Origin of the sequence: Caulobacter sp. DWP3-1-3b2 (genome assembly GCF_049896325.1) — a bacterium.
Classification (GTDB): Bacteria; Pseudomonadota; Alphaproteobacteria; order Caulobacterales; family Caulobacteraceae; genus Caulobacter.
Genome location: NZ_JAFCUB010000024.1, coordinates 1 through 24,861, shown reverse-complemented (window position 1 = coordinate 24,861; position 24,861 = coordinate 1). Strand labels below are relative to the sequence as shown.

26 protein-coding genes are annotated in these 24,861 nt (G+C 66.7%); 13 read left to right on the top strand and 13 right to left on the bottom strand.

What is annotated here, in order from left to right:
* The first annotated feature begins 95 nt into the window (after window positions 1–95).
* Window positions 96–674 carry a hypothetical protein gene (locus ACP7AG_RS14755; protein WP_426012600.1) on the top strand — a complete coding sequence of 193 codons (579 nt, stop codon included), beginning with the start codon at window positions 96–98 and terminating at the stop codon, window positions 672–674.
* Between the two features lie 22 nt (window positions 675–696).
* On the opposite strand, the gene ACP7AG_RS14750 is transcribed toward ACP7AG_RS14755, so the two are convergent.
* From ACP7AG_RS14750 to ACP7AG_RS14740, 3 genes are all read right to left on the bottom strand, one after another.
* Window positions 697–966 (bottom strand): NADPH-dependent FMN reductase, encoded by a 270-nt coding sequence (locus tag ACP7AG_RS14750; RefSeq protein ID WP_426012599.1) that lies wholly within the window; start codon window positions 964–966, stop codon window positions 697–699.
* A 160-nt stretch (window positions 967–1,126) separates the two neighbouring features.
* Window positions 1,127–1,798 carry an AAA family ATPase gene (locus tag ACP7AG_RS14745; protein WP_426031711.1) on the bottom strand — a complete coding sequence of 224 codons (672 nt, stop codon included), beginning with the start codon at window positions 1,796–1,798 and terminating at the stop codon, window positions 1,127–1,129.
* Between the two features lie 171 nt (window positions 1,799–1,969).
* Window positions 1,970–2,635 carry an AAA family ATPase gene (locus tag ACP7AG_RS14740; protein ID WP_426012597.1) on the bottom strand — a complete coding sequence of 222 codons (666 nt, stop codon included), beginning with the start codon at window positions 2,633–2,635 and terminating at the stop codon, window positions 1,970–1,972.
* A gap of 232 nt (window positions 2,636–2,867) precedes the next feature.
* Between ACP7AG_RS14740 and ACP7AG_RS14735 the strand changes: the two genes are divergently transcribed.
* Together ACP7AG_RS14735 and ACP7AG_RS14730 are read left to right on the top strand one after the other, a co-directional pair.
* Complete coding sequence (locus ACP7AG_RS14735; protein WP_426012595.1) at window positions 2,868–3,575, top strand: TVP38/TMEM64 family protein; 708 nt, start codon at window positions 2,868–2,870, stop codon at window positions 3,573–3,575.
* Window positions 3,576–3,911: 336 nt separating this feature from the next.
* Window positions 3,912–5,501: a 2-isopropylmalate synthase gene (locus ACP7AG_RS14730; protein WP_426031709.1), complete on the top strand. Its 1,590-nt coding sequence runs from the start codon at window positions 3,912–3,914 to the stop codon at window positions 5,499–5,501.
* A 53-nt stretch (window positions 5,502–5,554) separates the two neighbouring features.
* On the opposite strand, the gene ACP7AG_RS14725 is transcribed toward ACP7AG_RS14730, so the two are convergent.
* On the bottom strand, window positions 5,555–6,028 hold the full coding sequence (locus ACP7AG_RS14725) for a hypothetical protein (protein WP_426031707.1): 474 nt from the start codon (window positions 6,026–6,028) through the stop codon (window positions 5,555–5,557).
* Between the two features lie 126 nt (window positions 6,029–6,154).
* Between ACP7AG_RS14725 and ACP7AG_RS14720 the strand changes: the two genes are divergently transcribed.
* The 7 genes from ACP7AG_RS14720 (at window position 6,155) to rodA (ending at window position 13,920) form a co-directional block, all read left to right on the top strand.
* Entirely contained in the window at window positions 6,155–6,736 is a 582-nt protein-coding gene (locus ACP7AG_RS14720; RefSeq protein ID WP_426012540.1) for an O-methyltransferase, read from the top strand.
* On the top strand, window positions 6,733–7,611 hold the full coding sequence (locus ACP7AG_RS14715; RefSeq protein ID WP_426031705.1) for an EamA/RhaT family transporter: 879 nt from the start codon (window positions 6,733–6,735) through the stop codon (window positions 7,609–7,611). The genes ACP7AG_RS14720 and ACP7AG_RS14715 overlap by 4 nt, the downstream gene beginning before the upstream one ends.
* 379 nt (window positions 7,612–7,990) lie before the next feature.
* Window positions 7,991–9,034 (top strand): rod shape-determining protein, encoded by a 1,044-nt coding sequence (locus tag ACP7AG_RS14710; RefSeq protein WP_004623009.1) that lies wholly within the window; start codon window positions 7,991–7,993, stop codon window positions 9,032–9,034.
* A gap of 48 nt (window positions 9,035–9,082) precedes the next feature.
* Window positions 9,083–10,225 (top strand): rod shape-determining protein MreC, encoded by a 1,143-nt coding sequence (mreC, locus tag ACP7AG_RS14705; RefSeq protein WP_426031703.1) that lies wholly within the window; start codon window positions 9,083–9,085, stop codon window positions 10,223–10,225.
* Window positions 10,222–10,737 (top strand): hypothetical protein, encoded by a 516-nt coding sequence (locus ACP7AG_RS14700; protein WP_426012534.1) that lies wholly within the window; start codon window positions 10,222–10,224, stop codon window positions 10,735–10,737. Before mreC ends, ACP7AG_RS14700 begins: the two co-directional genes overlap by 4 nt.
* A gap of 4 nt (window positions 10,738–10,741) precedes the next feature.
* A complete protein-coding gene (gene mrdA, locus ACP7AG_RS14695; RefSeq protein ID WP_426012532.1) occupies window positions 10,742–12,766 on the top strand; it encodes a penicillin-binding protein 2 in 2,025 nt (674 codons plus the stop codon).
* Complete coding sequence (rodA, locus tag ACP7AG_RS14690) at window positions 12,763–13,920, top strand: rod shape-determining protein RodA (protein ID WP_426012530.1); 1,158 nt, start codon at window positions 12,763–12,765, stop codon at window positions 13,918–13,920. The genes mrdA and rodA overlap by 4 nt, the downstream gene beginning before the upstream one ends.
* 154 nt (window positions 13,921–14,074) lie before the next feature.
* On the opposite strand, the gene ACP7AG_RS14685 is transcribed toward rodA, so the two are convergent.
* Together ACP7AG_RS14685 and ACP7AG_RS14680 are read right to left on the bottom strand one after the other, a co-directional pair.
* Window positions 14,075–15,331 carry a DNA polymerase IV gene (locus ACP7AG_RS14685; RefSeq protein WP_426012528.1) on the bottom strand — a complete coding sequence of 419 codons (1,257 nt, stop codon included), beginning with the start codon at window positions 15,329–15,331 and terminating at the stop codon, window positions 14,075–14,077.
* Window positions 15,328–15,975 (bottom strand): hypothetical protein, encoded by a 648-nt coding sequence (locus ACP7AG_RS14680; RefSeq protein ID WP_426012527.1) that lies wholly within the window; start codon window positions 15,973–15,975, stop codon window positions 15,328–15,330. The genes ACP7AG_RS14685 and ACP7AG_RS14680 overlap by 4 nt, the downstream gene beginning before the upstream one ends.
* Window positions 15,976–16,097: 122 nt before the next feature.
* Here ACP7AG_RS14680 and ACP7AG_RS14675 point away from each other — a divergent pair, with 122 nt between their 5' ends.
* A complete protein-coding gene (locus ACP7AG_RS14675) occupies window positions 16,098–16,466 on the top strand; it encodes a response regulator (protein ID WP_426012525.1) in 369 nt (122 codons plus the stop codon).
* Between the two features lie 4 nt (window positions 16,467–16,470).
* Window positions 16,471–17,838: a PleD family two-component system response regulator gene (locus ACP7AG_RS14670; protein ID WP_426012524.1), complete on the top strand. Its 1,368-nt coding sequence runs from the start codon at window positions 16,471–16,473 to the stop codon at window positions 17,836–17,838.
* Between the two features lie 40 nt (window positions 17,839–17,878).
* On the opposite strand, the gene ACP7AG_RS14665 is transcribed toward ACP7AG_RS14670, so the two are convergent.
* The 3 genes from ACP7AG_RS14665 to ACP7AG_RS14655 all read right to left on the bottom strand — a co-directional run bounded on the left by ACP7AG_RS14665 (window position 17,879) and on the right by ACP7AG_RS14655 (window position 19,909).
* Complete coding sequence (locus ACP7AG_RS14665) at window positions 17,879–18,652, bottom strand: glutaminyl-peptide cyclotransferase (protein ID WP_426012522.1); 774 nt, start codon at window positions 18,650–18,652, stop codon at window positions 17,879–17,881.
* A gap of 117 nt (window positions 18,653–18,769) precedes the next feature.
* Window positions 18,770–18,937: a 50S ribosomal protein L33 gene (gene rpmG / locus ACP7AG_RS14660; RefSeq protein WP_007673017.1), complete on the bottom strand. Its 168-nt coding sequence runs from the start codon at window positions 18,935–18,937 to the stop codon at window positions 18,770–18,772.
* A 243-nt stretch (window positions 18,938–19,180) separates the two neighbouring features.
* On the bottom strand, window positions 19,181–19,909 hold the full coding sequence (locus ACP7AG_RS14655) for an NUDIX hydrolase (protein ID WP_426012521.1): 729 nt from the start codon (window positions 19,907–19,909) through the stop codon (window positions 19,181–19,183).
* A 166-nt stretch (window positions 19,910–20,075) separates the two neighbouring features.
* Here ACP7AG_RS14655 and ACP7AG_RS14650 point away from each other — a divergent pair, with 166 nt between their 5' ends.
* Complete coding sequence (locus ACP7AG_RS14650; RefSeq protein ID WP_426012591.1) at window positions 20,076–21,371, top strand: amidohydrolase; 1,296 nt, start codon at window positions 20,076–20,078, stop codon at window positions 21,369–21,371.
* A gap of 39 nt (window positions 21,372–21,410) precedes the next feature.
* Here the strand turns inward: ACP7AG_RS14650 and rnr are convergent, their stop codons facing one another.
* The 4 genes from rnr to ACP7AG_RS14630 form a co-directional block, all read right to left on the bottom strand.
* Complete coding sequence (gene rnr / locus ACP7AG_RS14645; RefSeq protein WP_426031701.1) at window positions 21,411–23,738, bottom strand: ribonuclease R; 2,328 nt, start codon at window positions 23,736–23,738, stop codon at window positions 21,411–21,413.
* Between the two features lie 143 nt (window positions 23,739–23,881).
* Entirely contained in the window at window positions 23,882–24,214 is a 333-nt protein-coding gene (locus tag ACP7AG_RS14640) for a ribonuclease E inhibitor RraB (RefSeq protein ID WP_426031699.1), read from the bottom strand.
* Window positions 24,215–24,223: 9 nt separating this feature from the next.
* Window positions 24,224–24,418 (bottom strand): hypothetical protein, encoded by a 195-nt coding sequence (locus tag ACP7AG_RS14635; RefSeq protein WP_426012515.1) that lies wholly within the window; start codon window positions 24,416–24,418, stop codon window positions 24,224–24,226.
* 9 nt (window positions 24,419–24,427) lie between these two features.
* A complete protein-coding gene (locus tag ACP7AG_RS14630; RefSeq protein ID WP_426012589.1) occupies window positions 24,428–24,670 on the bottom strand; it encodes a DUF6980 family protein in 243 nt (80 codons plus the stop codon).
* Window positions 24,671–24,861: the final 191 nt, after the last annotated feature.

Sequence of the window (24,861 nt, the reverse complement as noted above, 5' to 3'; positions counted from 1 at the left end):
CGTCGCGCATGGCGGGCGGCCCGGGGGAGCAAACGACCTATCGCCCGACCACGGGCGGCCACGCGGCGCATGACGTCGCAGAAGGGGGAAACACCATGAGCAAGATCGTACTGCTGGCCGCCGTCGCGGCCCTGGGCCTGGCGACCGTCCGGCCGGCCTCGTCGGCCGAAGACATCATGAAATACGCGATCAACAAGCCATCGACGTCCTGGACCCTTTACGGTCCGGGCCAGACGAACAGCTACGTCAAGGACAAGGCCGTGGCGGGCGGCGGCGGCCTGCGGGTGCAGGTGGCCACGGCAGCGCCGGACAAGCCCTGGACCATCGGGGCTAGCCAGGCGGTGCAGGGCAAGATCACCAAGGGTGACGTGCTGATGGTGGCCTTCTACGCCAAGGCCGAACCTGTCGATGGCGGCCCGGCCTCGGGCACGGTCAGCGCGGTGCGGATCCAGCAGGCGGCCGAGCCCTGGGGCGGCATCGTCGAGGGCACGCCGATCGCCATCACCGGCTCCGAATGGAAGATCTACACCTCGCGCGGCCGAGCGACGATCGACGCCGACAAGGGCCAGGCCAGCGTCTCGCTACAGCTGGCCGGCGCCAGACAGACCCTGGTGCTGGGGCCGCTGTTCGTGCTGGACTTCGGGGCCGACTACGACCCGAAGAAGTTTGAGTAAAGCCACCCACATTCCGCACACGCTACACGAACGCCGCCAGGCGCCGGCCGAGATAGGCGGTGGTATTCTCGTCCATAAGTACGGCGGCCTCAATCTTGGTGTGGGCTTGGCCGACCAGCATCTCGCTGAGCGGCCAGCATTGGGCCGAGACCATGCGCAGCGACTGGCGCAGGGCGTCCTGGGCGCGGACTGTGCCGGTGACACCGGGCGAGGCGCCGATGATGCAGGCGAGCTTGCCGTCCAAGGCCGAGGGAGGGCCGCGCGAGGCCCAGTCGATGGCGTCCTTCAGCACTCAACTGAACAGGCGGCGACCGCTAGAGCATTTCCCGACCTGACTGCGTCAGGCCGTGAGCTCTAATCTTTGGTTTTGACGCATTTTTCTTCACGCGAACCGGAACCACTTCGCTCGAAAAATGCTCTAGCCAGCGATCGGTCGATCGTGAAAGGCGAGATCAACTGGCCAATGCGGTCCTGGCCGGCTGTGCGCGGCTGGCGACCATGTGCGCTTCGACAAAGGCCCAAAGCCGTTCCAGGTCGCGGGCGGCCGGGCCAGCGCCCTCGCACTCGGGCACGCAGCGGCCGTTCGCCATGGCCGTCTGGAAGACGTCGCGCGCCCGCAGGCCGTACGGCGCCAAGGGCAGGCCGCAGAAGCGCAGGGCCTCGAGGATGTCCGGATAGGCGACCGGCGCCACCTCGGCCTTTCTGGTGTGGGCCTGGTTAAGCACAACGAAGCCGCTCTTGCCGAGCCGCCGCACGGCCTCGGCCGAGCGCACGATCGGGGCCAGGTCCAGGAACGAGGGACGTCCAACCACCAGGCAGAGGTCCGAGAGGTTCACCGCCTGGGCGACATCGGTCTCGGGCGAGGCGGGGGTGTCGATGAAGAGGTAGTCGTAGTCCTCGCGCATGGCGGTGGACCGGGCGTGGAACAGCTTGCCCGCTACGCCGTCGACCAAAGTAGGGCCAGGCTCGACGCGACGTCGCAGGGACTCGGAGGCCGAACGCTGGGCATCGATGTCGGCCAGCATGACCTTGCGCCCGGCCAGAAAGGCCATCAGGGCCAGGTTCACGGCCAGTGTCGTCTTGCCCGACCCGCCCTTGCGAGAAAGCACTGTAATCGTCTTCATGATCTGGTGTCTCCGCCCCATAAGCGCGGCCTCTTGTCAGCGCCGCAAGATCACCGATTGCGACAACTGTTATGGTTCAGGTGTGAACAGAACTTCAACTTGCGGAATATCTTGCAAGCAGGTTTAGCGCCAGCCTCAAGAGCTTGTTTTTCCTGGGAATCCTTGTCGAGCTTAAACCGCGCGGGCGCCGCGCGCCTGCTGGTCCAGGGTCAATTGCGCGGCCAGATGGTCCCAGAGACGCGAAATCTCCTGGGCGGCGGGGCTGGCCGAATCCCACTCGCCGACCGAGCGGCCATGGGCGATCGACTGCTGGTAGATGGCCCGCGAGCGCAGCCCGACCGGCGCGACCGGCAGGCCGCAGAAGCGCAAGGCCTCGACCGCCTTTTGCACGGCCACCGGTTCCAGCGCGCCACGCTTGGGCGGAGCCTGGCTGAGCACGATGACCGCGGCCTTGCCCAGCCGGCGGACCATCTCGGCCGAGCGCGCCACCGAGGCGATGTCCAGGAAGGTAGGCCGGCACACCAGCACGCAGAGATCGGCGGAGTTCACGGCCACGGCCACGTCGGAGTCCGGGGCGGCCGGGGTGTCGATCAGCATCACGTCATAGGCGTCGTGGATCGCGTGAGACCGGGTCTGAAAAAGTTTGCCGGCGTTGATTTCGGCCAGGGTGGGGCCCGGCTCGGTGCGGGCGCGCATGACGTCCGACGCCGAACGCTGCGGATCGATGTCGGCGAGCATGGTTCGCCAGCCACCGAGGTGGGAGGCCAGGGCGAGGTTAATCGACAGGGTGGTCTTACCCGCCCCGCCCTTGCGGGAAATCACAGCCAGGGTCTTCACGTCCGACGCACTCCCCAAGAACGCTCGCTTTCCGCAGCGGCGCCTGTGGATAACTTAGCCGCGCGATGAGACAGCTTCGCAACGGAATTGTCGTGACGCGGGAATCTTAACCTTACCACGACGAGACGGCGCGGAAGCGTGACAATAAAGTGGGCGATCGGCGGACGTTTTGCACCCATGTCGCGCGTGAGGTGGGGCTTGACCCAACGGAGGCCATGGGCGAGGCAGGGACGTGATAGCCCGGCTGATCGAATTCTTCACCAATATGGACCGCCGCGCCTGGCGCACGGTGGCGGTGTCGTTCGTGCTGTTCGGCGGGGTAGGGGTCGTCTTCCTGTTCGGAGCCCAGATGCTGGGCTTGAATGGCGAGGCTGCGGTGGAGCACTGGCTGAGCGCGGCGCACGGACCCTGGGCACTTCCCGTGGCGGTGGCGGCCTTCGCGGCGCTAGCCTTCATCGGCGTTCCGCAGTTCGTGCTGATCGCCGCGGCGGTGGTGGCCTTCGGGCCCTGGACAGGTTTCGCCTACAGCTGGATCGGCACCCTGGTCTCGTCCCTGGTCGGGTTCTGGGTGGGGCGCGCGTTCGGCGGGCGACTGCTCAAGGACCTGGCCGGCGACGGCGTGGCCAAGTTCATGAAACTGATCGGCAAGAACGGCTTCCTGGCCAGCTTGATCGTCCGCCTGGTGCCCTCGGCGCCATTCATCGTCGTCAACATGGCCGCCGGCGTCACGCCGATGAAGATCCGCGACTTCACCGCTGGCACAGCCATCGGCATCATCCCGAAGATCGCCCTGACCGCCTTCGCCGGCAATTCCATCGTCCAGGCGCTGGAGGGCGGGGGGCAGCGGCACATTGTCATGCTGGTGATCGCGGTGGCGGTGTGGATCGTCTGCGGCTTGGTGGCCCGCGCCTGGCTCAAGAAGCGCGAGACGGCTGAGTAGCCAAGGCCAGTGAAGGCAGATCGCCTCTCGATGCCGCCGCTAGCGAGGCGGTTTTGACGTCTTTCTTCCCTATTTGCCAATCGTCAAGCCACGATTAGCCAGGAGGAGGGATGGAACTTGCTCCGTATGCGGCAAAATCAGCCTTTGGCGCAAAATGCTTGCTCGAATTTAGGCCGCTGTGTAGAAAGTCTGCATGAACGTCGCGCGCCAACTGCTTCGCCTTCGGCTTATCACCCCCTGGGCGCTCTAGGGGCCGCGCATCGTCGTGGCCGGGCGCGCAGGGGATAACCGACCCGCCGCCGCCCCGCACGCAGACACCTTCCGACGAGTAGATCCATGACACCCCCGATTTCTCCTGGCGTAGCCGCCGGCGCTTTTGACAAGCGCGACAACGTCGTCATCTTCGACACCACCATGCGCGACGGCGAGCAATCGCCCGGCGCCTCGATGTCGCATGACGAAAAGCTTGAACTGGCCAAGATCCTCGAGGAGATGGGGGTCGATGTCATTGAGGCCGGCTTCCCGATCGCCTCGAACGGTGACTTCGAGGCGGTCCGTGAGGTCGCCAAGATCGTCAAGAACAGCACCATCGCCGGCCTGTGCCGCGCCCACCAGGTCGATATTGATAGATGTGCGGAGGCCCTGAAGGGCACCCAGCGTGGCCGCATCCATGTGGTCATCGCCACCAGCGACCTGCACATGAAGCACAAGCTGCAGATGGAGCCCGAGGCGGTGATCGACGTGATCGCCCGGTCGGTCGCTCACGCGCGTAATCTGCGCGACGATGTCGAGTGGTCGGCCGAGGACGCCACCCGCAGCGACCGCCAGTTCCTGCGCCGCGCCATCGAGACGGCCATCAAGGCGGGGGCGACGACAATCAATCTGCCCGACACGGTGGGCTACACCTATCCGTCGGAATATGCCGACCTGTTCAGTTGGATGACCCAGAACGTCGAGGGCGCCGACCGAGTGATCTTCTCGACCCACTGCCACAACGACCTGGGTCTGGGCGTCGCCAACAGCCTCGCGGGCGTGCAGGGCGGGGCGCGCCAGATCGAGTGCGCGATCAACGGCCTGGGCGAGCGGGCCGGCAACGCGGCGCTAGAAGAGATCGTCATGGCCCTGAAGGTGCGCGCCGACAAGCTGCCCTACGAGACCAAGATCGACACCACCCATATCACCCGCGCTAGCCGCTACGTTTCGGCCATCACCGGTTTCCCGGTGCAGTACAACAAGGCTATCGTCGGCAAGAACGCCTTCGCGCATGAGAGCGGCATCCATCAGGACGGGATGCTGAAGAACCGCGAGACCTATGAAATCATGACCCCGGAATCGGTTGGCCAAGCGCCGTCCAGCCTGGTCATGGGCAAGCATTCGGGCAGCCACGCCTTCCGCGCCAAGCTGAAGGACCTGGGTTACGAGTTGGGCCAGAACGCCCTGAAGGAGGCCTTCGGCCGCTTCAAGGATCTCGCCGACCGCAAGAAGCACGTCTATGACGACGACATCATCGCCCTGGTCGACGACGCCCTGGCGCGCGGCTCCGAACGGATCCGCGTCCAGCGCCTGCGGGTGGTGGCCGGCACCGACGGACAGTCGGCCGAGCTGACCCTCGAAGTCGACGGCGAGGTCAAGACCTCGGAAGCCTCCGGCGACGGTCCGGTGGACGCGGTGTTCAACGCCATCCAGCAGATTGTGCCGCACGACGCCGCCCTGCGCCTGTTCCAGGTCCACGCGGTCACCGAGGGCACCGACGCCCAGGCCCAGGTCTCGGTCCGGCTCGAAGAGGACGGTCGCATCGCAACCGGCCAGGCCGCCGATACCGACACCCTGACCGCCTCGGCCAAGGCCTATGTCAACGCCCTGAACAACCTCATGGCGCGTAAGGAAAAGAGCCGGCCAGACACGGCGATCGCCAGCGGGTTCTAGCTTAGCGGCGTTGGGGACAGGCCCATGGGCCTCTCCCCAACTTCAACTCGCCCCTAGGCCGCCGCGCGCTTCGAAAACGGTCGCGTCGCCAGCAGTTCTGGCGACAGGTGGGCCTGCGCGTCGACCTCCAGGCCCAAGGCCCGCAGATCCTCGCACAGCGCCTTGCGCCGTTCCTGGTCCAGGAACGCGCCGGCGTCGATGACCAGCACCCCGCCGGGGCGCAGCATGGTCATGGTCGAGGCTGCGGCGGCCCGGGCATCGGCGAGCGTGGAACAGCCGACCACCAGCAGCACGTCGCTCTGTTCGTCGGCGGCGCGACAGGTGGCGCGGCGAGCGGCCTCCACCCGGTCGTAGCCCTTGCGCCAAAGCACGCTCATCGCCTCGCCCGCCTCGGGTCCGGTCACCGCCACGAAACACAGCGGCGTGGCCTGGGCGAGGGTGAGCATGCGCCCTAGCGTGTGGTGGATGCCACCGGTCGGAACGCCCAGCAGGAACTGCGCGGCCTGACGAAATGGGTGGGACGACATGTCGAAACCTCTGGGCTGGTCGGATGCATCACCAGACGCGCCGACCGCCGCAAACTGCGCCAAGGGGACCTAAGGCCTCCATTCCGAAACCCGCCGTCCGCATAAGGGCGGCATAAGGATCAGCCGATGTTCGACGACAACGCCGCCGCCGCGCCGCCCGTCTGGCGACAGATCGACCGCCGTTCCCGCGCCCTGGGCTTCGACATGCCGTCGGAGCCCGACACCGGAGCCATGCTACGCTTCCTCGCGGCTTCAAAGCCGGGCGGCAGGCTTCTGGAGTTGGGAACCGGCACGGGCCTCGCGACCGCTTGGCTGCTGGCCGGGATGGGGCAGGGGGCGTCGCTGGTCTCCGTGGACAGTGATCCAGCGGTCCAGACCGTGGCCCGCGATGTGTTGGGCGGCGACCCACGCGTGACGTTTGCGATTGGCGACGGGCTGGACTATGTGCGCGCTCATCCCCCGGCCGCGTTCGATCTGATCTTCGCCGACGCGTGGCCGGGCAAGTACGAGGGGCTGGACGAGACGCTGGCGCTGCTAAGGCCCGGCGGGTTCTATGTGATCGACGACATGAGCCGCCAACCCAACTGGCCGCCAGGCCATCAGCCTCGCGTTGACGCCCTGGCGGCGCGGCTGAAATCCCATCCCGACTTGGCGACCGTGGCCCTGGGCTGGGCGTCGGGCCTGGTCATCGCGGCGAGACGGCCATGATCTGGATTCCCATCACCATCGCCGCCGCTGGCTTCCAGGTGGCCCGCAATGCGGCCCAGCGCTCGCTCATGGGCGGGGCGGGGCCCTGGGGCGCGACGCTGGTGCGGTTCCTGTTCGGCCTGCCCTTCGCAACGCTATTCGCAGCCATTGCTTGGGCCGTAACGCCGGGAGCCAGCGCCCACGCCACGGCATGGTTCTGGCTGGCTTGCGTGGCCGGGGCGGCCCTGCAGATCGGCGCCACCGCAGCGCTGCTGACCGCCATGCACCGCTCGTCCTTCGCCTTGGGCACAGCCTTGCAGCAGAGCGGCCTGCCGTTCGCTCTCGTCTGGGGCGCTCTACTGTTCGGCGACAAGATCTCGGCCGTGACCTGGATCGGCGGGCTGATCGCCACCGTCGGCCTCGCCGCCTTGACCTGGCCGCGCGGCGGACCGCCGATGCGACGCGGCGCGGTGCTGGCGGGACTGGCCTCCGGCGCGGCCTTCGCCTTGTGCGCCAACTGTTTCCGCCAGGCCGCTCTGGCCTTCGATCCGGCCCATCCGCCGGTCTCGGCCCTGGTGACGGTGATGATCGTCCAAGCCATCCAGACCGTCGCCCTGACGGCCTTCCTGGCGGTTCGCAATCCCGACGCTCTGGTCGCGGTGGTCAAGGCCTGGCGGCGGTCGCTGGGGGCGGGGTTTTGCGGCGCGGTCGCCTCGGGCCTGTGGTTCACCGCCATGGCGCTGAGCCCCGTGGGACCCGTACGAGCGGTCGGGGTGGTCGAAATGCCGATGGCCGCCTTGGCCGGACGCCGGCTGTTCGCCGAGCGGCTGAGCCCCGCTCAGATGGTCTTCGGACTGATCGCGGCGGTCGGCGTGGTCATGGCGGCGCTCGGCTAGAAAACGCCATGTTTCTGGGTTGAACCTCCCGGCGTCGCCGTTCTGCGAAATGAGGTGAGCCAAGCGTTTTAATAGACCTTGAAATCAACGCTTTCGCAGGGCAAACGGGCATCGTCGATACGCTTTACGGCAGTTGGACGACGGCGCGGCAGAGGCTCGCGCTCCCGTCGCGCGGCGAGCGGTCATCACTGGGACGAAAGCCCGCAAATGCGGGAATCATGTTGTCCTCGGGGGGAATTGAAGTAGGAGCCATCTTTTCCCTTCGCCTTCGTCGTCAATACGCCGCAAATGGCTCCGCTTCGCCTACCGATCTCGCCCGCCCCGTCCTACCTGTCCGTCGTACCGCTTCGCCCCCCTATCCCCTCAGTCAGGGCTTTCAATGTTTTCTTCCCTCTTCGGCGTCATTTCCAACGATATCGCCATCGACCTGGGCACCGCCAACACGCTCATCTACATGAAGGGCAAGGGCATCGTGCTGAACGAACCGTCCGTCGTGGCGTTGCGCAATGTCGGCGGCCGAAAGATCGTTCACGCCGTGGGTATCGAGGCCAAGCAAATGCTGGGCCGCACGCCGGGCCACATGGAAGCCATCCGCCCCATGCGTGACGGGGTCATCGCCGACTTCGAAGTCGCCGAGGAGATGATCAAATACTTCATCCGCAAGGTTCACAACCGCAAGGGCTTCGTGAACCCCAAGGTCATCGTCTGCGTGCCGTCGGGCGCCACCGCCGTCGAACGCCGGGCGATCAATGACAGCTGCCTCAATGCGTCCGCCCGTCGCGTGGGCCTGATCGACGAGCCGATGGCCGCCGCGATCGGCGCCGGCCTGCCCATTCACGAGCCGACTGGCTCGATGGTCGTCGACATCGGTGGCGGCACCACCGAGGTGGCCGTGCTGTCGCTGTCGGGCATCGTCTATTCGCGTTCGGTCCGCGTCGGCGGTGACAAGATGGACGAGGCGATCATCAGCTACATGCGCCGTCACCATAACCTGCTGATCGGCGAGACCACCGCCGAGCGCATCAAGAAGGAAATCGGCACCGCCCGCGCCCCGGCCGACGGCGAAGGCCTGTCGATCGACGTCAAGGGCCGCGACCTGATGCAGGGCGTGCCGCGCGAGGTGCGCATTAGCGAAAAGCAGGCCGCCGACGCCCTGGCCGAGCCGGTCGGGCAGATCGTCGAGGCCGTGAAGGTGGCTCTGGAAGCCACCCCGCCGGAACTGGCCAGCGACATCGCCGACAAGGGCATCATGCTGACCGGCGGCGGCGCGCTGCTGCGCGGCCTGGACGCCGAGATCCGCGACCACACCGGCTTGCCGGTCACCGTGGCCGACGATCCGTTGTCGTGCGTGGCCCTGGGCTGCGGCAAGGTGCTCGAACATCCCAAGTGGATGAAGGGCGTTCTTGAATCGACTCTCGCCTAGGCGTCAATTTAATCTGGACGCCGCGGGGGGCGTCGGGAGAACTCGTACGTGCCCTTTCGCGAAGGTCCGCTCGGTGACCTGAAAGTGCCGCTGACCTGGACCGCGGCCGTGGCGTTGATCGTCGCCGTCGTGATCGCGGTGGCGTTCCTGCTGGCCGACCGGCGGGAGAGCCTTCAGCAGCAGGCCTATGGCGTGACCCGCCAGACCATGGACACCGTGTCCAAGCCGGTCAGCGGCGCCATCGCCGCCCCAGGGCGCTGGACCGGCCTGGGCGTCGATTTCGTCAGCAGCTACTTCTTCACGGCGTCCGAAAACCGCCGACTGAAGGCCGAGCTCAAGGACATGCGCGGCTATCGCGACCAGTATCTGGCCGAAGTCGACAAGAACGACCGCTATCGCTCGCTGCTGGGCCTGCGCACAGATCCGCCGATCCCGATGGTCGCCGCCCGCGTGGTCATCGACACCCGCGGCCCTTTCGCCAACACTCGCCTGGCCGACGCCGGCGCCGAGCGCGGCGTGGTTGTGGGCAATCCAGTCATGAACGAGCGCGGCCTGGTCGGCCGTGTGGTGGGCGTGGCCAATGGCGCCAGCCGGGTGCTGCTGCTGACCGATATCGCCTCGCGGACGCCGGTGATGATCGACCGCACCAACGCCCGCGCCATCCTGACCGGCGACGGCGGTCCCAATCCCAAGCTGGACTATCTGCGCGGCGCCGATCCGATCAAGGAGGGCGACCGTGTCGTCACCTCGGGCGATGGCGGCGTGGTGCCGCGCGGCTTGCCGGTAGGCGCGGCGGTCAAGGGCCTGGACGGCCGCTGGCGCGTGGTGCTGTTCGCCGACGACACCGCCATCGACTATGTCCGTATCCTGTTGTTCACGGACTTCTCGCAGCTGGCCGACCAGAAAGCGCTACTGACCCGCAGCCTGCCGCCGGTGACGACGGAAGACCCCAACGTCTCGATCCTCGGCCCGGCCATGGCGCCCAAGCCAGCGACGACCACGCCAGCGACGACCGCGCCAGTGACCTCGCCCAAGCCGGCCACCGCTGCCTCAGCCAAGCCGCCGGCGACGACCTCGGCCGCACCCAAGCCCTCAACCGTGCCGCCGAAGCCTGCGGTTTCAAAGCCGGCCGCGCCCAAGCCGCCGGCCACGGCTCCCACGGCGGCCCAGCCGCCAGGCGGCGCGCTATGAGCATGGGCGGCGCGCGGCCTCTGCATCCCGCGCGCTGGCTGGGCGTGCCGCTGCTGCTGTCGATCTTGGCGACCGTCGTCTTCGCCGCGCCGATCCGCCTCTATGGCCTGCAACTTCCGGAGCCCGTGTTCGCCATGGTCCCCGCCTTTGCCTGGGCCCTGATCCGCCCGTCGATCCTGGCGCCCTTCGCCCTGCTGGTTCTGGGCCTGTTCCTGGATGTGTTCTGGGGCGGGCCTTCGGGCCTGTGGGCGCTGTCGCTGCTGGTGGCCTACGCCACCGCCCTGGCCGGCCGCAACATGATGACCGGCCAGAGCCGGCCAATCATGTGGGCCTGGTTTTCCGGGGTCACTGCCGTGGCGATGATCGGCGGTTTCCTGTTCACCATGCTAGACAGTCTGGCCATGCCCAGTCTGCTGGCCGTGTTCTGGCAATTCCTGGTGACCGCCTTGCTGTTTCCGTTCGCCCACCGGCTGATCGACCGGTTCGAGGACGCGGACGTTCGGTTCCGGTGACGCCATGAGCGAACCGTCCATCTTCTTCTTCGAGGTCAATGAGCGGCAGGGGGTCTTCCACCGCCGGGCGTTTCTGATGGGCGGCCTGGCTGGCGGCGGGTTGCTTGCCCTGGGCGGACGGCTGGCGCAGCTGCAGTTGGTCGAGGCCCAGCGCTATCAGAAGCTTTCGGCCGGCAACCAGTTCAACTACCGCCTGGTGCCGCCGCCCCGCGGCCTGATCCTCGACCGCAACGGCGTGGCCCTGGCCTCGAACCGGCCCAATTTCCGGCTGCTGATCACCAAGGACTCCAAGGATTTCGACGTCGAGGCCTCCCTCGACGACCTGGCCACTCTGGTGCCGATCGACGGTACGCGCCGGTCGCGCCTGATCAAGGACATCGCCCGCGCGCCCAAGAAGGCTCCGGTGGCGGTGATGGAAGACATGACCTGGGAGGAGTTCTCCCGCGTCAACATCCGCGCCCCTGAGCTGCCGGGCGTCACCGCCGACATGGGCGAGGTGCGGGTCTATCCGTTCGGCGGGGCCTTCGCCCACGTGATCGGCTATGTGGCCAAGGTCTCGGATCGCGACCTGGAAAAGGCCAAGGACGAGCCCGACCAGGACCTGCTGCACCATCCGGGGTTCCGGATCGGCAAGGCGGGGATCGAAAAGGCCCTCGACCGCGACCTGCGCGGCCGTCCGGGCGCGACCAAGGCCGAGGTCGACGCCCAGGGCCGCGTCGTGCGTCTGGATCCCGAGGGCGACATCCTGCCGACCGCCGGCAAGGAAGTGCGGCTAACGCTGGACGCCGACATCCAGAACCGCGCGCTGGAAGTGATGGGTGAGGAAAGCGGCGCGATCGTCGTGATCGATATCCGCAACGGCGACCTGCTGGCCATGGTCTCGGCCCCCAGCTTCGACGCCAACCGCTTCGTCAAGGGCCTGTCGGGTCCCGAATATCGCGCCTTGGCCGAATATGAGCGCAAGCCGCTGCTGGACAAGGTGCTGAACGGCACCTTCCCGCCCGGCTCGACCTTCAAGCCCACCGTTGGTCTGGCCGCTCTGACTGCGGGCGTGGACCCCGAGGCGCGGGTCAATTGCGGCGGCAGCTGGTACTATGGCAACCGCACCTGGCGGTGCTGGGAGAAGCGCGGGCACGGCTCGCAGAACATGCACGAGGCCATCAAGAACTCCTGCGACATCTATTTCTACCAGACGGCGCTGAAGGTCGGCCCCGACGCCATCGCGACGACCGCCCGGGCCATGGGCTTTGGCCAGACCTTCGATATCGGCATTCCCGGCCAGAAGAAGGGGCTGGTGCCTGATCGCGCCTGGAAGAAGCGGGCAAACGTCAAAAATCCCCCGAACCAGACCTGGTTTCCGGGCGAGACTCCCAGCTATGGGATCGGGCAGGGGGCTTTGAACGTCAATGCCCTGCAGCTGGCGGTGATGACCGCGCGTCTGGCCAACGGTCGCAAGGCGCTGAACCCGCGGCTTATCAAGTCAGTCGGCGGCGTCGAGCAGCCCAGCGGCGCGGCCGTGCCCGACCTGCCGTTCACGATGGAGCACCTGGCCTATGTGCGCGGCGGCATGGAGGCGGTCGCCAATGACGTGCGCGGCACGGCCTATCGCCAGAGCCAGCTGGGTCTGGGCGACGTCAAGATGGCCGGCAAGACCGGCACCGCCCAGGTCCGCAGCTATGACAAGGTCGCCAACCGCAAGAGCGACAGCGTCGCCTGGAAGCTCAAGGACCACAACCTGTTCGTGGCCTTCGCGCCCTATGATGACCCGCGCTACGCCGTCGCCGTGATCATCGAGCATGGCGGCATGGGCGGCGCCACCGCCGGCGCCCCGCGGGCCCGCGAGGTGATGCGCGTAGCGCTGTTGAAGGATCCCGAAATCCGCGCCCGCATCGAACGCCCCGCGCCGCTGCCTGACGCGCCGGTCGAGGCCGCCGACGGCGCGGTCGAAGGCGCGGCGCCCGAAGATCCCACCGAGGGCGCGCCTCCGCCGCCTCCCGTTCCCGCCCCCGTTCCTGGAACACCCCGATGACCCTCAGCGGCGGCCTCAGCCGGCCCGGCGAACGCGACCGGCCGATCATCAAGTTCATGGAGATCGACTGGACCCTGTGCTTGGTCCTTTGCCTGATCGCAGGCACCGGCGCGCTGATGTTGTTCTCAATCGCAGGCGGCTCGTGGGAGCCCTGGGCCGACAAGCACCTGCTGCGCTTCGGGATCTATTTCGTGTTCATGATCGGCCTGGCCATGCTGGACCTGCGGGTCTGGTTCAGCCTGGCCTATCCCATCTATACTGCGGGCCTGATCCTGCTGGTGCTGGTCGAACTGATCGGCGACGTCTCGTTGGGAGCCCAGCGTTGGCTGCAGCTAGGCCCCCTGAGGTTTCAGCCGTCCGAGGTGATGAAGATCGGCGTCGTCCTGGCCCTGGCTCGCTATTATCACGGCCTTTCGGCCGACAGCGCCCGGCTGTCGTGGAAGCTGCTGGTGCCGGTGGTGTTGATCGGTCTGCCCACCTTGCTCGTCGCTCACCAACCCGACCTGGGGACCGCTGTGCTGATCGCCCTGCCGGGCCTGGCGGTGATGGTGCTGGCCGGCCTGTCGCTGCGCCTGATCATCGGCGGGATCGTGCTGGGGCTCGCGGCCCTGCCGCCGTTCATCTTCTTCGTGCTGCACGACTATCAGCGCAACCGCATCCTGACCTTCCTGCACCCGGAAAACGACCCGTCGGGCAACGGCTATCACATCATGCAGTCGAAGATCGCCCTGGGTTCCGGCGGGCTGATGGGCAAGGGCTTTGGCCTGGGCTCGCAGAGCCAGCTCAACTTCCTGCCCGAGAAACAGACCGACTTCATCTTCGCCACCCTGGCCGAGGAATTCGGCTTCATCGGCTGTTTCAGCGTGCTGTTCCTGTACGGCGTGGCGATCTTCATGGCCCTGCGCATCGCCTCGATCAGCCACAGCCACTTCGGCCGGCTGTCGGCGGCGGGCGTCACCGCGACCTTCGCGCTCTATGTGCTGATCAACGGAGCCATGGTGATGGGCATGGCCCCGGTGGTGGGCGTGCCGATGCCGATGCTGTCGTACGGCGGCACGGTCATGCTGACGGTGATGGTCGGGTTTGGGCTGGTCCAGGCCGTGCGGGTGCACCGCTATACCGAGGTGACCAGCGGCAAGGGTTCGTTGATGTAGGATCTAGGGGGCGATCACTTGCCCCCTACGGATCGCTTCGCGATCGTCTTCCCCCAGAGGGGGAAGAGCTCAGGCGCCGGCGCTGGCGCGAAGCTCCGCCCCCTCGCCGCGACAGACGGCGAAGCCGTCAGGTGGGGGCAAGTGGGTGAGCCACCTACTTCCCCTTCAACGCCCGCCCGGTCATCACCGCCCCCGCCCCGTACTTCCCGCGCAGCCCGTCGATCACCGTCTCGCTTTTCAACGCCTTGCGCTCGTCTCCCGCGAAGAAGTCGTCGGCGGCCCCCTCGGCCGGCACGAAGTCCGTCAGCCCCGCGCCGATCAGGCGATAGTGCAAGCCACCCGGCTCGGCGGCCAACAGCTCACGCGCCACCTGAAACAACGTCCGGGCCGTCTGGATCGGCACCGGCAGAGTGCGGCGACGGGTGCGGATCTTGAAGTCCGGCGTGCGCAGCTTGAGGGTAATGACCCGGCCGGCCACCCCGCCGGCCCGGGCCTGGCGGGCGACCTTCTCGCATAGCGGCCACAGCTCGTCCTCGAGGTCGTCGCGCTTGTAGAGGTCGTCATTGAAGGTGGTCTCGGCGCTGATCGTCTTGCGTTCTTGCTCGGGATCGACCGACCGCACGTCGCGGCCATGGGCCAGGTGATGCAGCCGCAGGCCGCTGGAGCCCAGCACCTTGACCAGCCACTTCAGGTCGGCCGCCGCGATGTCGCCGACCGTGCGCAGGCCCTCCGAGGCAAGGCTGGTGACCGTGACGGGACCCACGCCGGGCAGGATCGACACCGGACGCGACGCCAGGAAGGCCTCGACTCCTACGGCGCCGATCACCGAAAAGCCGCGCGGCTTGTCGAGCTCCGAAGCGATCTTGGCCAGAAACTTGTTGGGCGCCAGGCCGATCGAGACGGTGATCCCCACCTCGGCCTCGATCTCCCGCTGAACCTTGGCCAGCATCACCGCCGGCGGGGCGCCGTGCAGGCGCTCGGTGCCTGACAGGTCGATCCAGGCCTCGTCCAGCGACAGGGGCTGAACCAGGGGCGTCAGGGCCTCCAGCTTGGCCATGATCCGCGCGCTCTCGTGCTTGTACTTGGCGAAGTTGGGCTTGATGACCACGGCGTCGGGGCACAGCTTCAACGCCTTGTACATCGGCATGGCCGAGCGCGGTCCGCTCATCCGGGCGATGTAGCAGGCGGTGGTCACCACGCCGCGCTTGCCGCCGCCGACGATCACCGGCTTGTCGCGCAGGCTGGGATCGTCGCGCTTCTCAACCGAGGCATAGAAGGCGTCGCAGTCCAGGTGGGCCATCGACAGCTGGCCCAGCTCCTCGTGAAAGATCACCCGCGGCGACTGGCAGGACGGACAGCGCGAGACCTTGGCCTCGCCCGTCGCCAGGCAGTCGCGGCACAGGGCTTTCACAAGAAAAGCTTTAGCTCGATGGCCGTCTTGAGGTCCGGCCAGAGATCGATGCGGGTGTGGCGCTCCGGATCGGCAGGGGCGAGGGGGCGCAGGCGTTCGTCGGCCACCATCTGAAAACGGGTGATGGCCGGCGCGCTGGTCGCAACCGAGTCGAGCTGCGGCAGCAGATCGTCGATGAATACCGACGGGCCGCTGGTGCGACTGGCCAGGTCGGCCGCCGACGGTCCCTTGGGGCCGCTGTTGATCACCAGCGGATAGTCGAACCCGTGGGTCTTCAGCCAGCGGGCTCGGGACTGACGGCCGTGCTCAGGGGCGTTGGTTAGAATCACCACGTCGGCCCTGCCCGACAGGTCGGCCAAGGCGTCGGCCGCGCCGATCGCCGGCAGCAGATCGCCAGATCCATCGCGGAAGAAATCATCGAACAGCATCCGCCCGGCGATCAGGTCCAGATGCTCGGTCTCGCCGGGCCGGTAGATGTTCTGGAACAGGGCGTAGCGGTCGAACCGCAGTTCGAAGCCGTGCCGGGCGATGAAGGTCCCGAAGCCGTGCATGAACCGGGCGAGCACCTCATCGACATCGACGATGACGAGCGGCGCATCCGCGCGAACCTTGCAGGTCTGGAGGTCGGTAGAACTGGGTTCCATGATCCAAGGTCGATGTTGGTGAACGCGATTAGCGCGGGCTTAAGGATATTCGTGGCATCTGGAACCCAGAAGCGACGCAAATCCCTCATGCGCCGCCACGGACCGGAATGGTCGGGGTCAGGATGACGAAGAAGGTCCTCATCGTGGAGGATAATGAGCTGAACATGAAGCTGTTTCATGATCTGCTCGAAGCCCAGGGTTACGAGATCTTGCAAACCCGCGAGGGCCTGCAGGCTCTGTCGATCGCCCGTGAGCACCGTCCCGACCTGATCCTGATGGATATCCAGCTGCCGGAGATCTCGGGTCTTGAAGTCACCAAGTGGCTCAAGGAGGACGACGATCTGTCACACATCCCCGTCGTCGCCGTTACGGCATTTGCCATGAAGGGCGACGAGGAGCGCATTCGCGAGGGCGGTTGCGAGGCCTATATCTCCAAGCCCATCTCGGTGTCGCACTTCCTCGACACGATCCGCCGGTTGCTGGAGAGGTAGGCCCGTGAGCGCGCGCATTCTCGTCGTCGACGATATCGACGCCAATGTGCGGCTGCTCGAGGCTAAGCTTTCGGCTGAATATTATCAGGTTTCGACCGCCAGCGACGGCACCACGGCCCTGGCCATGGCGGCGGCCGAGCTGCCCGACGTCATTCTGCTGGATGTGATGATGCCCGGCATGGACGGCTTCACTGTCTGTAAGCGGCTCAAGGAAGACCCGATCACCCGGCACATCCCCGTGGTGCTGGTCACGGCGCTGGATGGCCGCGCCGACCGTATCCAGGGCCTTGAGGCGGGCGCCTCGGACTTTCTGACCAAGCCCATCGACGACGTCATGCTTTTCGCTCGCGTGCGCAGCCTGACCCGCTTCAAGCTGGTGATCGACGAACTTCGCCAGCGCGAGGCTTCGGGCCGCCGCATGGGCGTGATCGCCGGCGCCGCCTCTCGCCTCGACGGCCTGGGCGGCCGGGTGCTGATCGTCGATGACAATGAACGCCAGGCCCAGCGCGTCGCCAACGAGCTGTCGATCGAGCACCGCCCGGTGATCGAGATCGATCCGGCCAAGGCTCAGATCAGCGCCGGCGGGCCGGTCGACCTCGTCATCATCAACGCCGCCGCCAAGAGCTTCGACGGCCTGCGCTTTGCCGCCGGCCTGCGGTCGGACGAGCGCACCCGCCACCTGCCGATCCTGGCCATGGTCGATCCCGATGAGCGGACGCGCCTGGTCAAGGCGCTGGAGATCGGCATCAACGACATCCTGCCGCGGCCAATCGACCCGCAGGAACTGTCGGCCCGGGTCAAGACCCAGATCCAGCGCAAGCGCTACACCGACTATCTGCGCCAGAACCTCGACCACAGCCTTGAACTGGCGGTCACCGACCAGCTGACCGGCCTGCACAACCGCCGCTACATGGCCGGTCAGCTCGATTCGCTGGTCAAGCGCGCGGCCCTGGGCGGCGACCCGGTCGCGGCCCTGCTGATCGACATCGACCATTTCAAGAAGATCAATGACGGCTTCGGCCACGACGTCGGCGACGAGGTGCTGCGCGAGTTCGCCCTGCGCCTGGCCTCCAATGTCCGCGCCATCGACCTGCCTTGCCGCTACGGCGGCGAGGAGTTCACGGTGATCATGCCTGACACCCAGCTGGAAGACGCCCTGCGCATCGCCGAGCGGATTCGCATGCACGTGGCCGGCTCGCCCTTCCGCGTAGCCCACGGGACAGAGTTACTGACGGTGACCATCTCGATCGGTGTTTCGGTCAGCTTTGGCCCCAACGACACGCCCGAGACCCTGCTCAAGCGCGCCGACGAGGCGGTGTACGAAGCGAAAGCCTCCGGACGCAACGCCGTGGTGGGCAAGGCGGCGGCTTAACAGTCGGGGACACGCCCGAGGGCATGTCCCCGACCTTGGATTAAGGCTTCGCCACCAGCCTGATCTCATACAGCCGCGGCCAGAATTTCCCTGTCACGATCAACCGGTCCGTCTCGGCGTCATAGGCGATGCCGTTGAGCACATCGACACCGGCCTGATCCGCGACCGGCAACAGCCCGGTCAGGTCGATCCAGCCCTTCACCTCGCCCGTCAGGGGGTCGATGCGGGCGATGCGGTCGGTCTGCCAGATATTGGCGTAAATCTCGCCCTTGACCCATTCCAGCTCGTTGAGCTGGTCCACCGGCTGACCCTCGTCGGTGACGGTGACGCCGCCGGTTTCCCTGAGTGTCTCGGGATCCAGGAACCGCAGGCGGGAGGTGCCGTCGCTCATGTAGATCTGGTGATCGTCGCGGGTCAGGGCCCAGCCCTCGCCGGGATAGCTGAATTCACCGCGCGTCTCAAAATCGTCGAGACCGTAGACGAAGCCGACCTGGTTCTTCCAGGTCAGCGAGATCAGCCGATCCTTCCAGTCGATGATGCCCTCACCGAAGAATTGGCTGGCGATCGACCGCTCCAGCTGAACCTGGCCGGTTTCGAGGTCGAGCTTGCGGATCGACGAGGCGCCTTCCAGGCCGGTGCTCTCATATAGAAAGCCATTGCGCAGGAAGAGGCCCTCTGTGAAGGCGTGGGGGTCGTGTGGATAGGTGCGCACGACCGCGTAGCCATAGACTGGAGTCGCGGCGCGCGCCTGCGGCGAACAGGCGCTCAGCAGGGTGGCGACAAGCCAGACGGCGAGAAGCGGGAGTTGGCGCATGGCCCAGCTAGGCCTTCCTCAGGCGGCGAAAACAAGACGGGTCGCGAAAGAGAGGGGCAAAGAAAAACGCCCGACCTTGCGGCCGGGCGTCTATCCTATCGAAAAGGGTGGCAAGACCTACTTGATCTTGCCTTCCTTGAATTCGACGTGCTTGCGGATGACCGGATCGTACTTCTTCAGCACCATCTTTTCGGTCTTGGTGCGGGCGTTCTTCTTGGTCACGTAGAAGAAGCCGGTGTCCGCCGTCGAGTTCAGGCGGATCTTGATGGAAGCCGGTTTGGCCATGGTCGAATCCCTGCGATGGTCGCGCAGGTCCCTACGCGGTCGAAATAAGAGGCGCGGAACATACTCACCGGCGGCGCAAAGTCAATTGCCGTGAGCGGGCAATTCCTCCCCCTGTGGGGCAGGTTTCGGCGAAGCCGACGGAGTGGGGCGTGATCGGACGATGGCCAGCTTACGGATCTTCGATCCCGAAACTCCCCCCGCCGGTCGCTGCGCGACCACCTCCCCCACGGGGGAGGGGCTTGATCACAGATAGGTCAGCTGCCGCGCCCCGCGCAGAAACCGCATGAACGGGGCCGGGCGGCCAGAATCCACTAGGCGCTGCTCCACTTCATGAACGACGAAACGGGTGATGTTGGGGAGATCCAGGGCCCGGGCCTCGTCGAAGTCGAACCAGCCGATCTCGTCCAACTCGCCGCAGTCGGGCTGGCGCTCCAGGCTCAGCAGGGCCGAGGCCGGGGCCATGAAGAACCGTGCGTCGAAACGCCGCGTGCGATAGGGCGGGGTGATGGCGCGGGCCACGAAGGCCAGGGAGGCTAGGTCAGGAAGGGCGCCCTGCGCCAGGAACGGCCGCCAGGCGCCGGCGCCTGGGCGCGCGGGCGCGGCCTTGGCCAGCAGCAGGCCCGTCTCCTCGAAGGTCTCGCGCACCGCCGCCAGGGCCAAGGCGCGGGCCAGGCGGGCCGGCGAGGGGTGGCGCGGCTCCAGGGTCAGACGGGCGGCGGCCTCCGGCGCCAGTTCGGTCGCCGAGGGCGCGGCGTAGTCGCCGCGATCGACCCGACCCCCGGGGAACACCCACTTGTCGGCCATGAAGGCCAGGCCGCGATTGCGCCGGCCCATCAGCAGCTGGGGCTTGGGGCCCTCATCGCGGACAATGATCAGGGTCGCGGCGTGGCGCGGCTTCAGCGGTCCGGCGTTCGCGTCGCGCACGTCGCCGTCGTTGCGGGTGTCGAATTTGGCCTCGATCGGCTCATCCATGATGGGGAGCTTAGTCTCGATGCCGCGCGGCGCCAGCCGTCCGTAGCGGCAAGGGTTCGGATTGGGGACATGCCCGTGGGCGTTTCCCTACCAACATCTCCCGCGCTTGACCCTCATCCCCCGTCCGCTCAATCTCGCGCCGCAATCGAGGAGTCGGGGGATGGCCATGTTCGCACGTGTTTCGGGACTGGCGCTGGTCGTCACCCTCTCGACGGGATCGGCCTTCGCCGCCCCCTCCACCGCCCAGGTCGCCGCCGCCGCCAAGGCCGTCCAGCCGAAGGTCGTGGCTTGGCGACGCGACATCCACGAACACCCCGAACTGGGTAACCAGGAGGTCCGCACCGCCGCCCTGGTGGCCAAGGAACTGAAGGCCCTGGGCTTCGAGGTCCGCGAGGGCGTCGGCCGCACCGGCGTGGTCGGCGTGCTGAAAGGCGGCAAGCCCGGCAAGGTGGTGGCCCTGCGCGCCGACATGGACGCCCTGCCGGTCCAGGAAAAGACCGGCCTGCCGTTCGCCTCCAAGGTCACGGCCCAGTGGGAAGGCAAGACCCTGCCTGTCATGCACGCCTGCGGCCACGACACCCATGTGGCCATGCTGCTTGGCGCGGCGACCGTGCTGGCCGGCATGAAGGCCGAGATCCCTGGGACCGTGGTGCTGATCTTCCAGCCCGCCGAGGAAGGTTCGCAAGCCGGCGAAGAGGGCGGCGCCCTGCTGATGATCCGCGACGGGGCGCTGGACCATCCCAAGGTGGACGCCATCTTCGGCCTGCACATCGGTCCCGCCGACGCCAACCTGCTGAACTACCGGGCCGGCGGGTTCTATGCCGGGTCCGAGCGGATGACCATCACCGTCAAGGGCAAGCAGACCCACGGCGCGCGGCCCTGGGCCGGCGTCGACATGGCCAGCGTCGCGGCCGACATCATCCAGGCCTTCAACCAGCTGTCGGCCCGCCAGATCGACGTCGCCGCCTCGCCCACCGTCCTGACGGTCGCCACCATCAACATGGGGGTGCGCAATAACATCATCCCCGAAGACCTGGTGATGACCGGCACCCTGCGGACCTTCAACCCGCAACGCCGCGCCGACGTCATCGACAAGGTCCAGAAGACCGTGGCCGCAATCGGCGAGCGCTATGGCGCCAAAGCCCAGGCCGTGTTCACCCAGCCCTATCCGGTCACCTATAACGACCCGGCCCTGTCGGCCTTCATCAAGGCCAGCCTGGAAAAGGCCTCGCCGGGCAAGGTCGACGACCAGGCGGCCCTGGTCACCGGGGCCGAAGACTTCTCCCGCTATGGCGAGAAGATCCCGGCGGTGTTCGTCCAACTGGGCGGTCGGCCGGCGTCTGTGCCGGCGGCGACGGCGCCGGCCAACCACTCGCCCTATTTCGATGTGGACGAAGCGGTGTTCGAGACGGGCGTGAAGGCCGAGGTGCTGATGGCGCTGGATTATCTGGGACGCAAATAATGGCAATCCTTCTCCCGCAAGGGGGAGAAGGAAGAAGAGCTACCGCCGCGTGCCCCGTCGAACCCCCTTGGGCAGTCCCCCGCGCGGCTTGACCGGCGGGCGCGATCGCACGCCAAGCCTGGGCTTTGGAGCCTTGGGATCGTTCGGCAGGGCGTCGGTCAACATCTCGAACAACAGGCCGCCGGTCACTGGCGTGGCCTCGCGCAGCTTGACCTCGACGCGCAGTCCCAGCGGGAAGCGCTTCCCGGTGCGCTCGCCGACCAGGGCGTGCATGCGGTCGTCGTGGACGAAATATTCTTCCCCCAGCGTCGAGACCGGCACCAGGCCGTCGGCCCCCGTCTCGTCCAGCTTCACGAACAGGCCAAAGCGGGTGACGCCGGTGATCCGTCCACTGAAGGTCGCGCCCACCCGGTCAGACAGGAAGGCCGCGATGTAGCGGTCGGTGGCGTCGCGCTCGGCGGCCATGGCCCGGCGCTCGGCGTGGGTGATGACCTCGGCGGTGTCCTTGATCTGCGAGATGTCCTGGTCGGTCAGGCCGTCGTCGCCCAGCTTCAGGGCGCGGATCAGCGCTCTATGGACGATCAGGTCGGCGTAGCGGCGGATCGGGCTGGTGAAGTGGGCGTAGCGCGCCAGGTTCAGGCCGAAATGGCCCAGATTGTCGCTGGAATAGTGCGCCTGCATCTGGGTGCGCAGGACAACCTCGTTGATGATCGCCGCGTGCGGGCTCTCGCGCGTGTCGTCCAGCAGCTTGTTGAAGCGCGCCGTGGTTGGGGCCTCGCCCTTCGACCACTTGACCTCCAGGGTCTGCAGGAACTCCACCAGGCTCATGACCTTTTCCTGGCTCGGCGTATCGTGCACCCGGTAGATCAGTGGCGTGCGCTTGGCTTCCAGGCTCTCGGCGGCGCAGACATTGGCCTGGATCATCATTTCCTCGATCAGCTTGTGGGCCTCGAGGCTGGGACGGCGGGTGATCGAGGCGATCTCGCCCTCTTTCGTGATGATGATCTTGCGCTCGTCGCTCTCGATGCCCAGCGGCGAGCGCTGCTCGCGGCCCACGCCCATCAGGCGGAAGGCGGCCCACAGCGGCGCCAGGATCGGATCCAGCAGGGGCGGGCCCTTGTCCGGGTCCTGGCCCTCCGGCGGGGCCACGCCGTCGATGGCGGCCTGAGCCTGCTCGTAGGAGAGTTTGGCGGCCGAGCGCATCAGGCCGCGCACGAAGCGGTGGCTCTTCTTGCGGCCTTGGTTGTCGAACACCATCCGCACGGCCAGCGTGGCGCGGTTCTCGCCCTCGCGCAGGCTGCACAGGCCGTTGGACAGCACCTCGGGCAGCATCGGCTCCACCCGATCGGGGAAATAGACGCTGTTGCCCTTCTCGCGGGCCTCGCGGTCGAGGGTGGTGCCCGGGCGCACATAGGCGGCGACGTCGGCGATGGCCACCCAGACGATCCAGCCGCCCAGATTGCCGGCGTCCGGATCGGGATGGGCATAGACGGCGTCGTCGTGGTCTCGGGCGTCGCTGGGGTCGATGGTGATGAACGGCAGGTCGCGCAAATCATCGCGGCCTTCTAGGGTCGGCGGCTTGGCGGCGGCGGCTTCGGCCTCGGCTTCCTCGCTGAAACCGGTCGGAATGCCGTGGCTGTAGATGGCGATCAAGGAGGCGGCGCGGGGGTGATCCTCGCGGCCGACCACCTCCAGCACCTTGCCGAACTTGGGACCGTAGCGGCCAGACGCCGTGCCCACCTGGGCAAGAACGAGATCGCCATCCTTGAGGTCCTTGGCCTCCTGCTCGTTGAGCAGCAGGCTTTCCTTGGACTTGCGGTCGACGGGCTCGACACGGGTCTCGCGGCGATGCCTGCGGATGACCCCCAGAATCTTGTGGGCGCTCTGGCCCAGGCGCTTGATCAGCCGGGCCTCGGTCTCGCCGTTCTCAAGCACCTCGAAGCGGACCAGCAGGCGATCGCCCATGCCCGGCGCGCCGCCGGCGTTGCTGTCGCCCTTGCCGGGCGCCAGGCGCACCAGCGGCAGGTCCTCGCCGCCCTTGGTCAGGCGGACGAACAGGTCGCCGTCGGTGTCGGTCTCGACCACGTCGGCCACACCAACGGGGGGCAGCGCCCCCGCTTCCGCGAAACCACGTCTCCCGCGCTTGCCCAGGGCGCCCTGGCTTTCCAGCTCGCGCAGCATCTCGCGCAGGGCCCGGCGGTCGGCGCCCTTGAGGCCAAAATGCCGGGCGATGTCGGCCTTGGCGCTCTCGCCGGCGTCCCGCAGGAAGGCGATCAGCGTCTCGCGATCAGGCAGTCCGGCGGGCGGTTTGACCACCTTGCCGGCGGCGGGGAACTTGGACGACTTGGGCGAGCGCGGTTTGGGCATGAGGGAGGTTTAGCGCGTCGGGGCGGGGATGTCGTTATTCCTGGGTTGGGTCCGCGTCGACGACTGGCGTTTTGCCTACGGTGGGGATGCGGTGTCCGAAATCGGCTGTTGGATTGGCGGACGCTTTCGGCCTTAGTCGGACTCTAATCGGGCTTAAGGCAGCCCCTTCCGTCCATTCTCCCATTCAGCTCTTTAGCGATAATGTCAAGGCTAACTTCCGCATCGGTTATCCCGTCTAGCGAGGGTATCATTTTGCGACTAGCGACGCTGTCCCATGGACGGCTAGCGACAGCTTGGCTCAGTTCGATATCGATCGTGTAGCCTAGGGCTTGAACCCTTTGGGCGAAGGTCAAGGCGGACGCCTCGTCAACGAACACGGCGGTGTAATCAACTACCCGCGCTTTGCTGAGGTCGTCGCCGCGAGCAGCCATGCCTTGAAGCACGATCTCGTTTTCAACTTTCAGAGTGGTGCTCATTGAGGTTGCCTATCCGATCAATGACCCGAGGTCGTCAAGGAGCTGCCGCACTTCCTGCCGCTGTCCGCCCAAGCGTGTCGCGAACTCTGCGTCATCGATATCTATACCGTTGCAAACTTCGTTCAGCGCATTGCTGATGAGGGCAAGCTCGTCGCTGGAGAAGCGTACGTCAGCAAACTTGTCGCTTTGGCCAAGCTTGATCATCCGAGCACCTTAGTCTTCATCTGAAGTTAGTTGCGATAGGTCGGTCTGTGCGATCGGGGCCAATGCCGTTCCGCACCACGGACAGAAGCCGATCTCGATGACACTTGAACCGTAACCGTTCTCGCCCGTCCGAACATATAGGCCGTAACCACCACGAACCTCGGCGATCATGGCGTTCGGGCACGCTGCACGATCGCGGTGCAACGCACACACTTGGTTGAGGTCGAAAGCCATTCGGTCACAGCAAGACATGGCCTCCAAGACCGCCAAAACGATCCGGCGTCAATGACCGCAACCAACCCTAGCTGACCTTCAGAACGTCCGCTTCCCAACAAAGCCCGCATCCGCCCCGGATGCGGCCACGCCTTAAAGCCTTGGTGGATCGGAGCTCTGGCGGGGGGGGGGGGGGAAAGACGGCGCCGGCGGGGGCGCCGGGCGCGCGC

Bases quoted from the DNA above. Each gene is read 5' to 3' on its own strand.
- ACP7AG_RS14755 (WP_426012600.1), top strand. From the start codon at position 96: ATGAGCAAGATCGTACTGCTGGCCGCCGTCGCGGCCCTGGGCCTGGCG.
- ACP7AG_RS14745 (WP_426031711.1), bottom strand. From the start codon at position 1,798: ATGAAGACGATTACAGTGCTTTCTCGCAAGGGCGGGTCGGGCAAGACG.
- ACP7AG_RS14730 (WP_426031709.1), top strand. From the start codon at position 3,912: ATGACACCCCCGATTTCTCCTGGCGTAGCCGCCGGCGCTTTTGACAAG.
- ACP7AG_RS14725 (WP_426031707.1), bottom strand. From the start codon at position 6,028: ATGTCGTCCCACCCATTTCGTCAGGCCGCGCAGTTCCTGCTGGGCGTT.
- ACP7AG_RS14720 (WP_426012540.1), top strand. From the start codon at position 6,155: ATGTTCGACGACAACGCCGCCGCCGCGCCGCCCGTCTGGCGACAGATC.
- ACP7AG_RS14715 (WP_426031705.1), top strand. From the start codon at position 6,733: ATGATCTGGATTCCCATCACCATCGCCGCCGCTGGCTTCCAGGTGGCC.
- ACP7AG_RS14710 (WP_004623009.1), top strand. From the start codon at position 7,991: ATGTTTTCTTCCCTCTTCGGCGTCATTTCCAACGATATCGCCATCGAC.
- ACP7AG_RS14700 (WP_426012534.1), top strand. From the start codon at position 10,222: ATGAGCATGGGCGGCGCGCGGCCTCTGCATCCCGCGCGCTGGCTGGGC.
- mrdA (WP_426012532.1), top strand. From the start codon at position 10,742: ATGAGCGAACCGTCCATCTTCTTCTTCGAGGTCAATGAGCGGCAGGGG.
- rodA (WP_426012530.1), top strand. From the start codon at position 12,763: ATGACCCTCAGCGGCGGCCTCAGCCGGCCCGGCGAACGCGACCGGCCG.
- ACP7AG_RS14680 (WP_426012527.1), bottom strand. From the start codon at position 15,975: ATGGAACCCAGTTCTACCGACCTCCAGACCTGCAAGGTTCGCGCGGAT.
- ACP7AG_RS14675 (WP_426012525.1), top strand. From the start codon at position 16,098: ATGACGAAGAAGGTCCTCATCGTGGAGGATAATGAGCTGAACATGAAG.
- ACP7AG_RS14665 (WP_426012522.1), bottom strand. From the start codon at position 18,652: ATGCGCCAACTCCCGCTTCTCGCCGTCTGGCTTGTCGCCACCCTGCTG.
- rpmG (WP_007673017.1), bottom strand. From the start codon at position 18,937: ATGGCCAAACCGGCTTCCATCAAGATCCGCCTGAACTCGACGGCGGAC.
- ACP7AG_RS14655 (WP_426012521.1), bottom strand. From the start codon at position 19,909: ATGGATGAGCCGATCGAGGCCAAATTCGACACCCGCAACGACGGCGAC.
- ACP7AG_RS14650 (WP_426012591.1), top strand. From the start codon at position 20,076: ATGTTCGCACGTGTTTCGGGACTGGCGCTGGTCGTCACCCTCTCGACG.
- rnr (WP_426031701.1), bottom strand. From the start codon at position 23,738: ATGCCCAAACCGCGCTCGCCCAAGTCGTCCAAGTTCCCCGCCGCCGGC.
- ACP7AG_RS14640 (WP_426031699.1), bottom strand. From the start codon at position 24,214: ATGAGCACCACTCTGAAAGTTGAAAACGAGATCGTGCTTCAAGGCATG.
- ACP7AG_RS14635 (WP_426012515.1), bottom strand. From the start codon at position 24,418: ATGATCAAGCTTGGCCAAAGCGACAAGTTTGCTGACGTACGCTTCTCC.
- ACP7AG_RS14630 (WP_426012589.1), bottom strand. From the start codon at position 24,670: ATGTCTTGCTGTGACCGAATGGCTTTCGACCTCAACCAAGTGTGTGCG.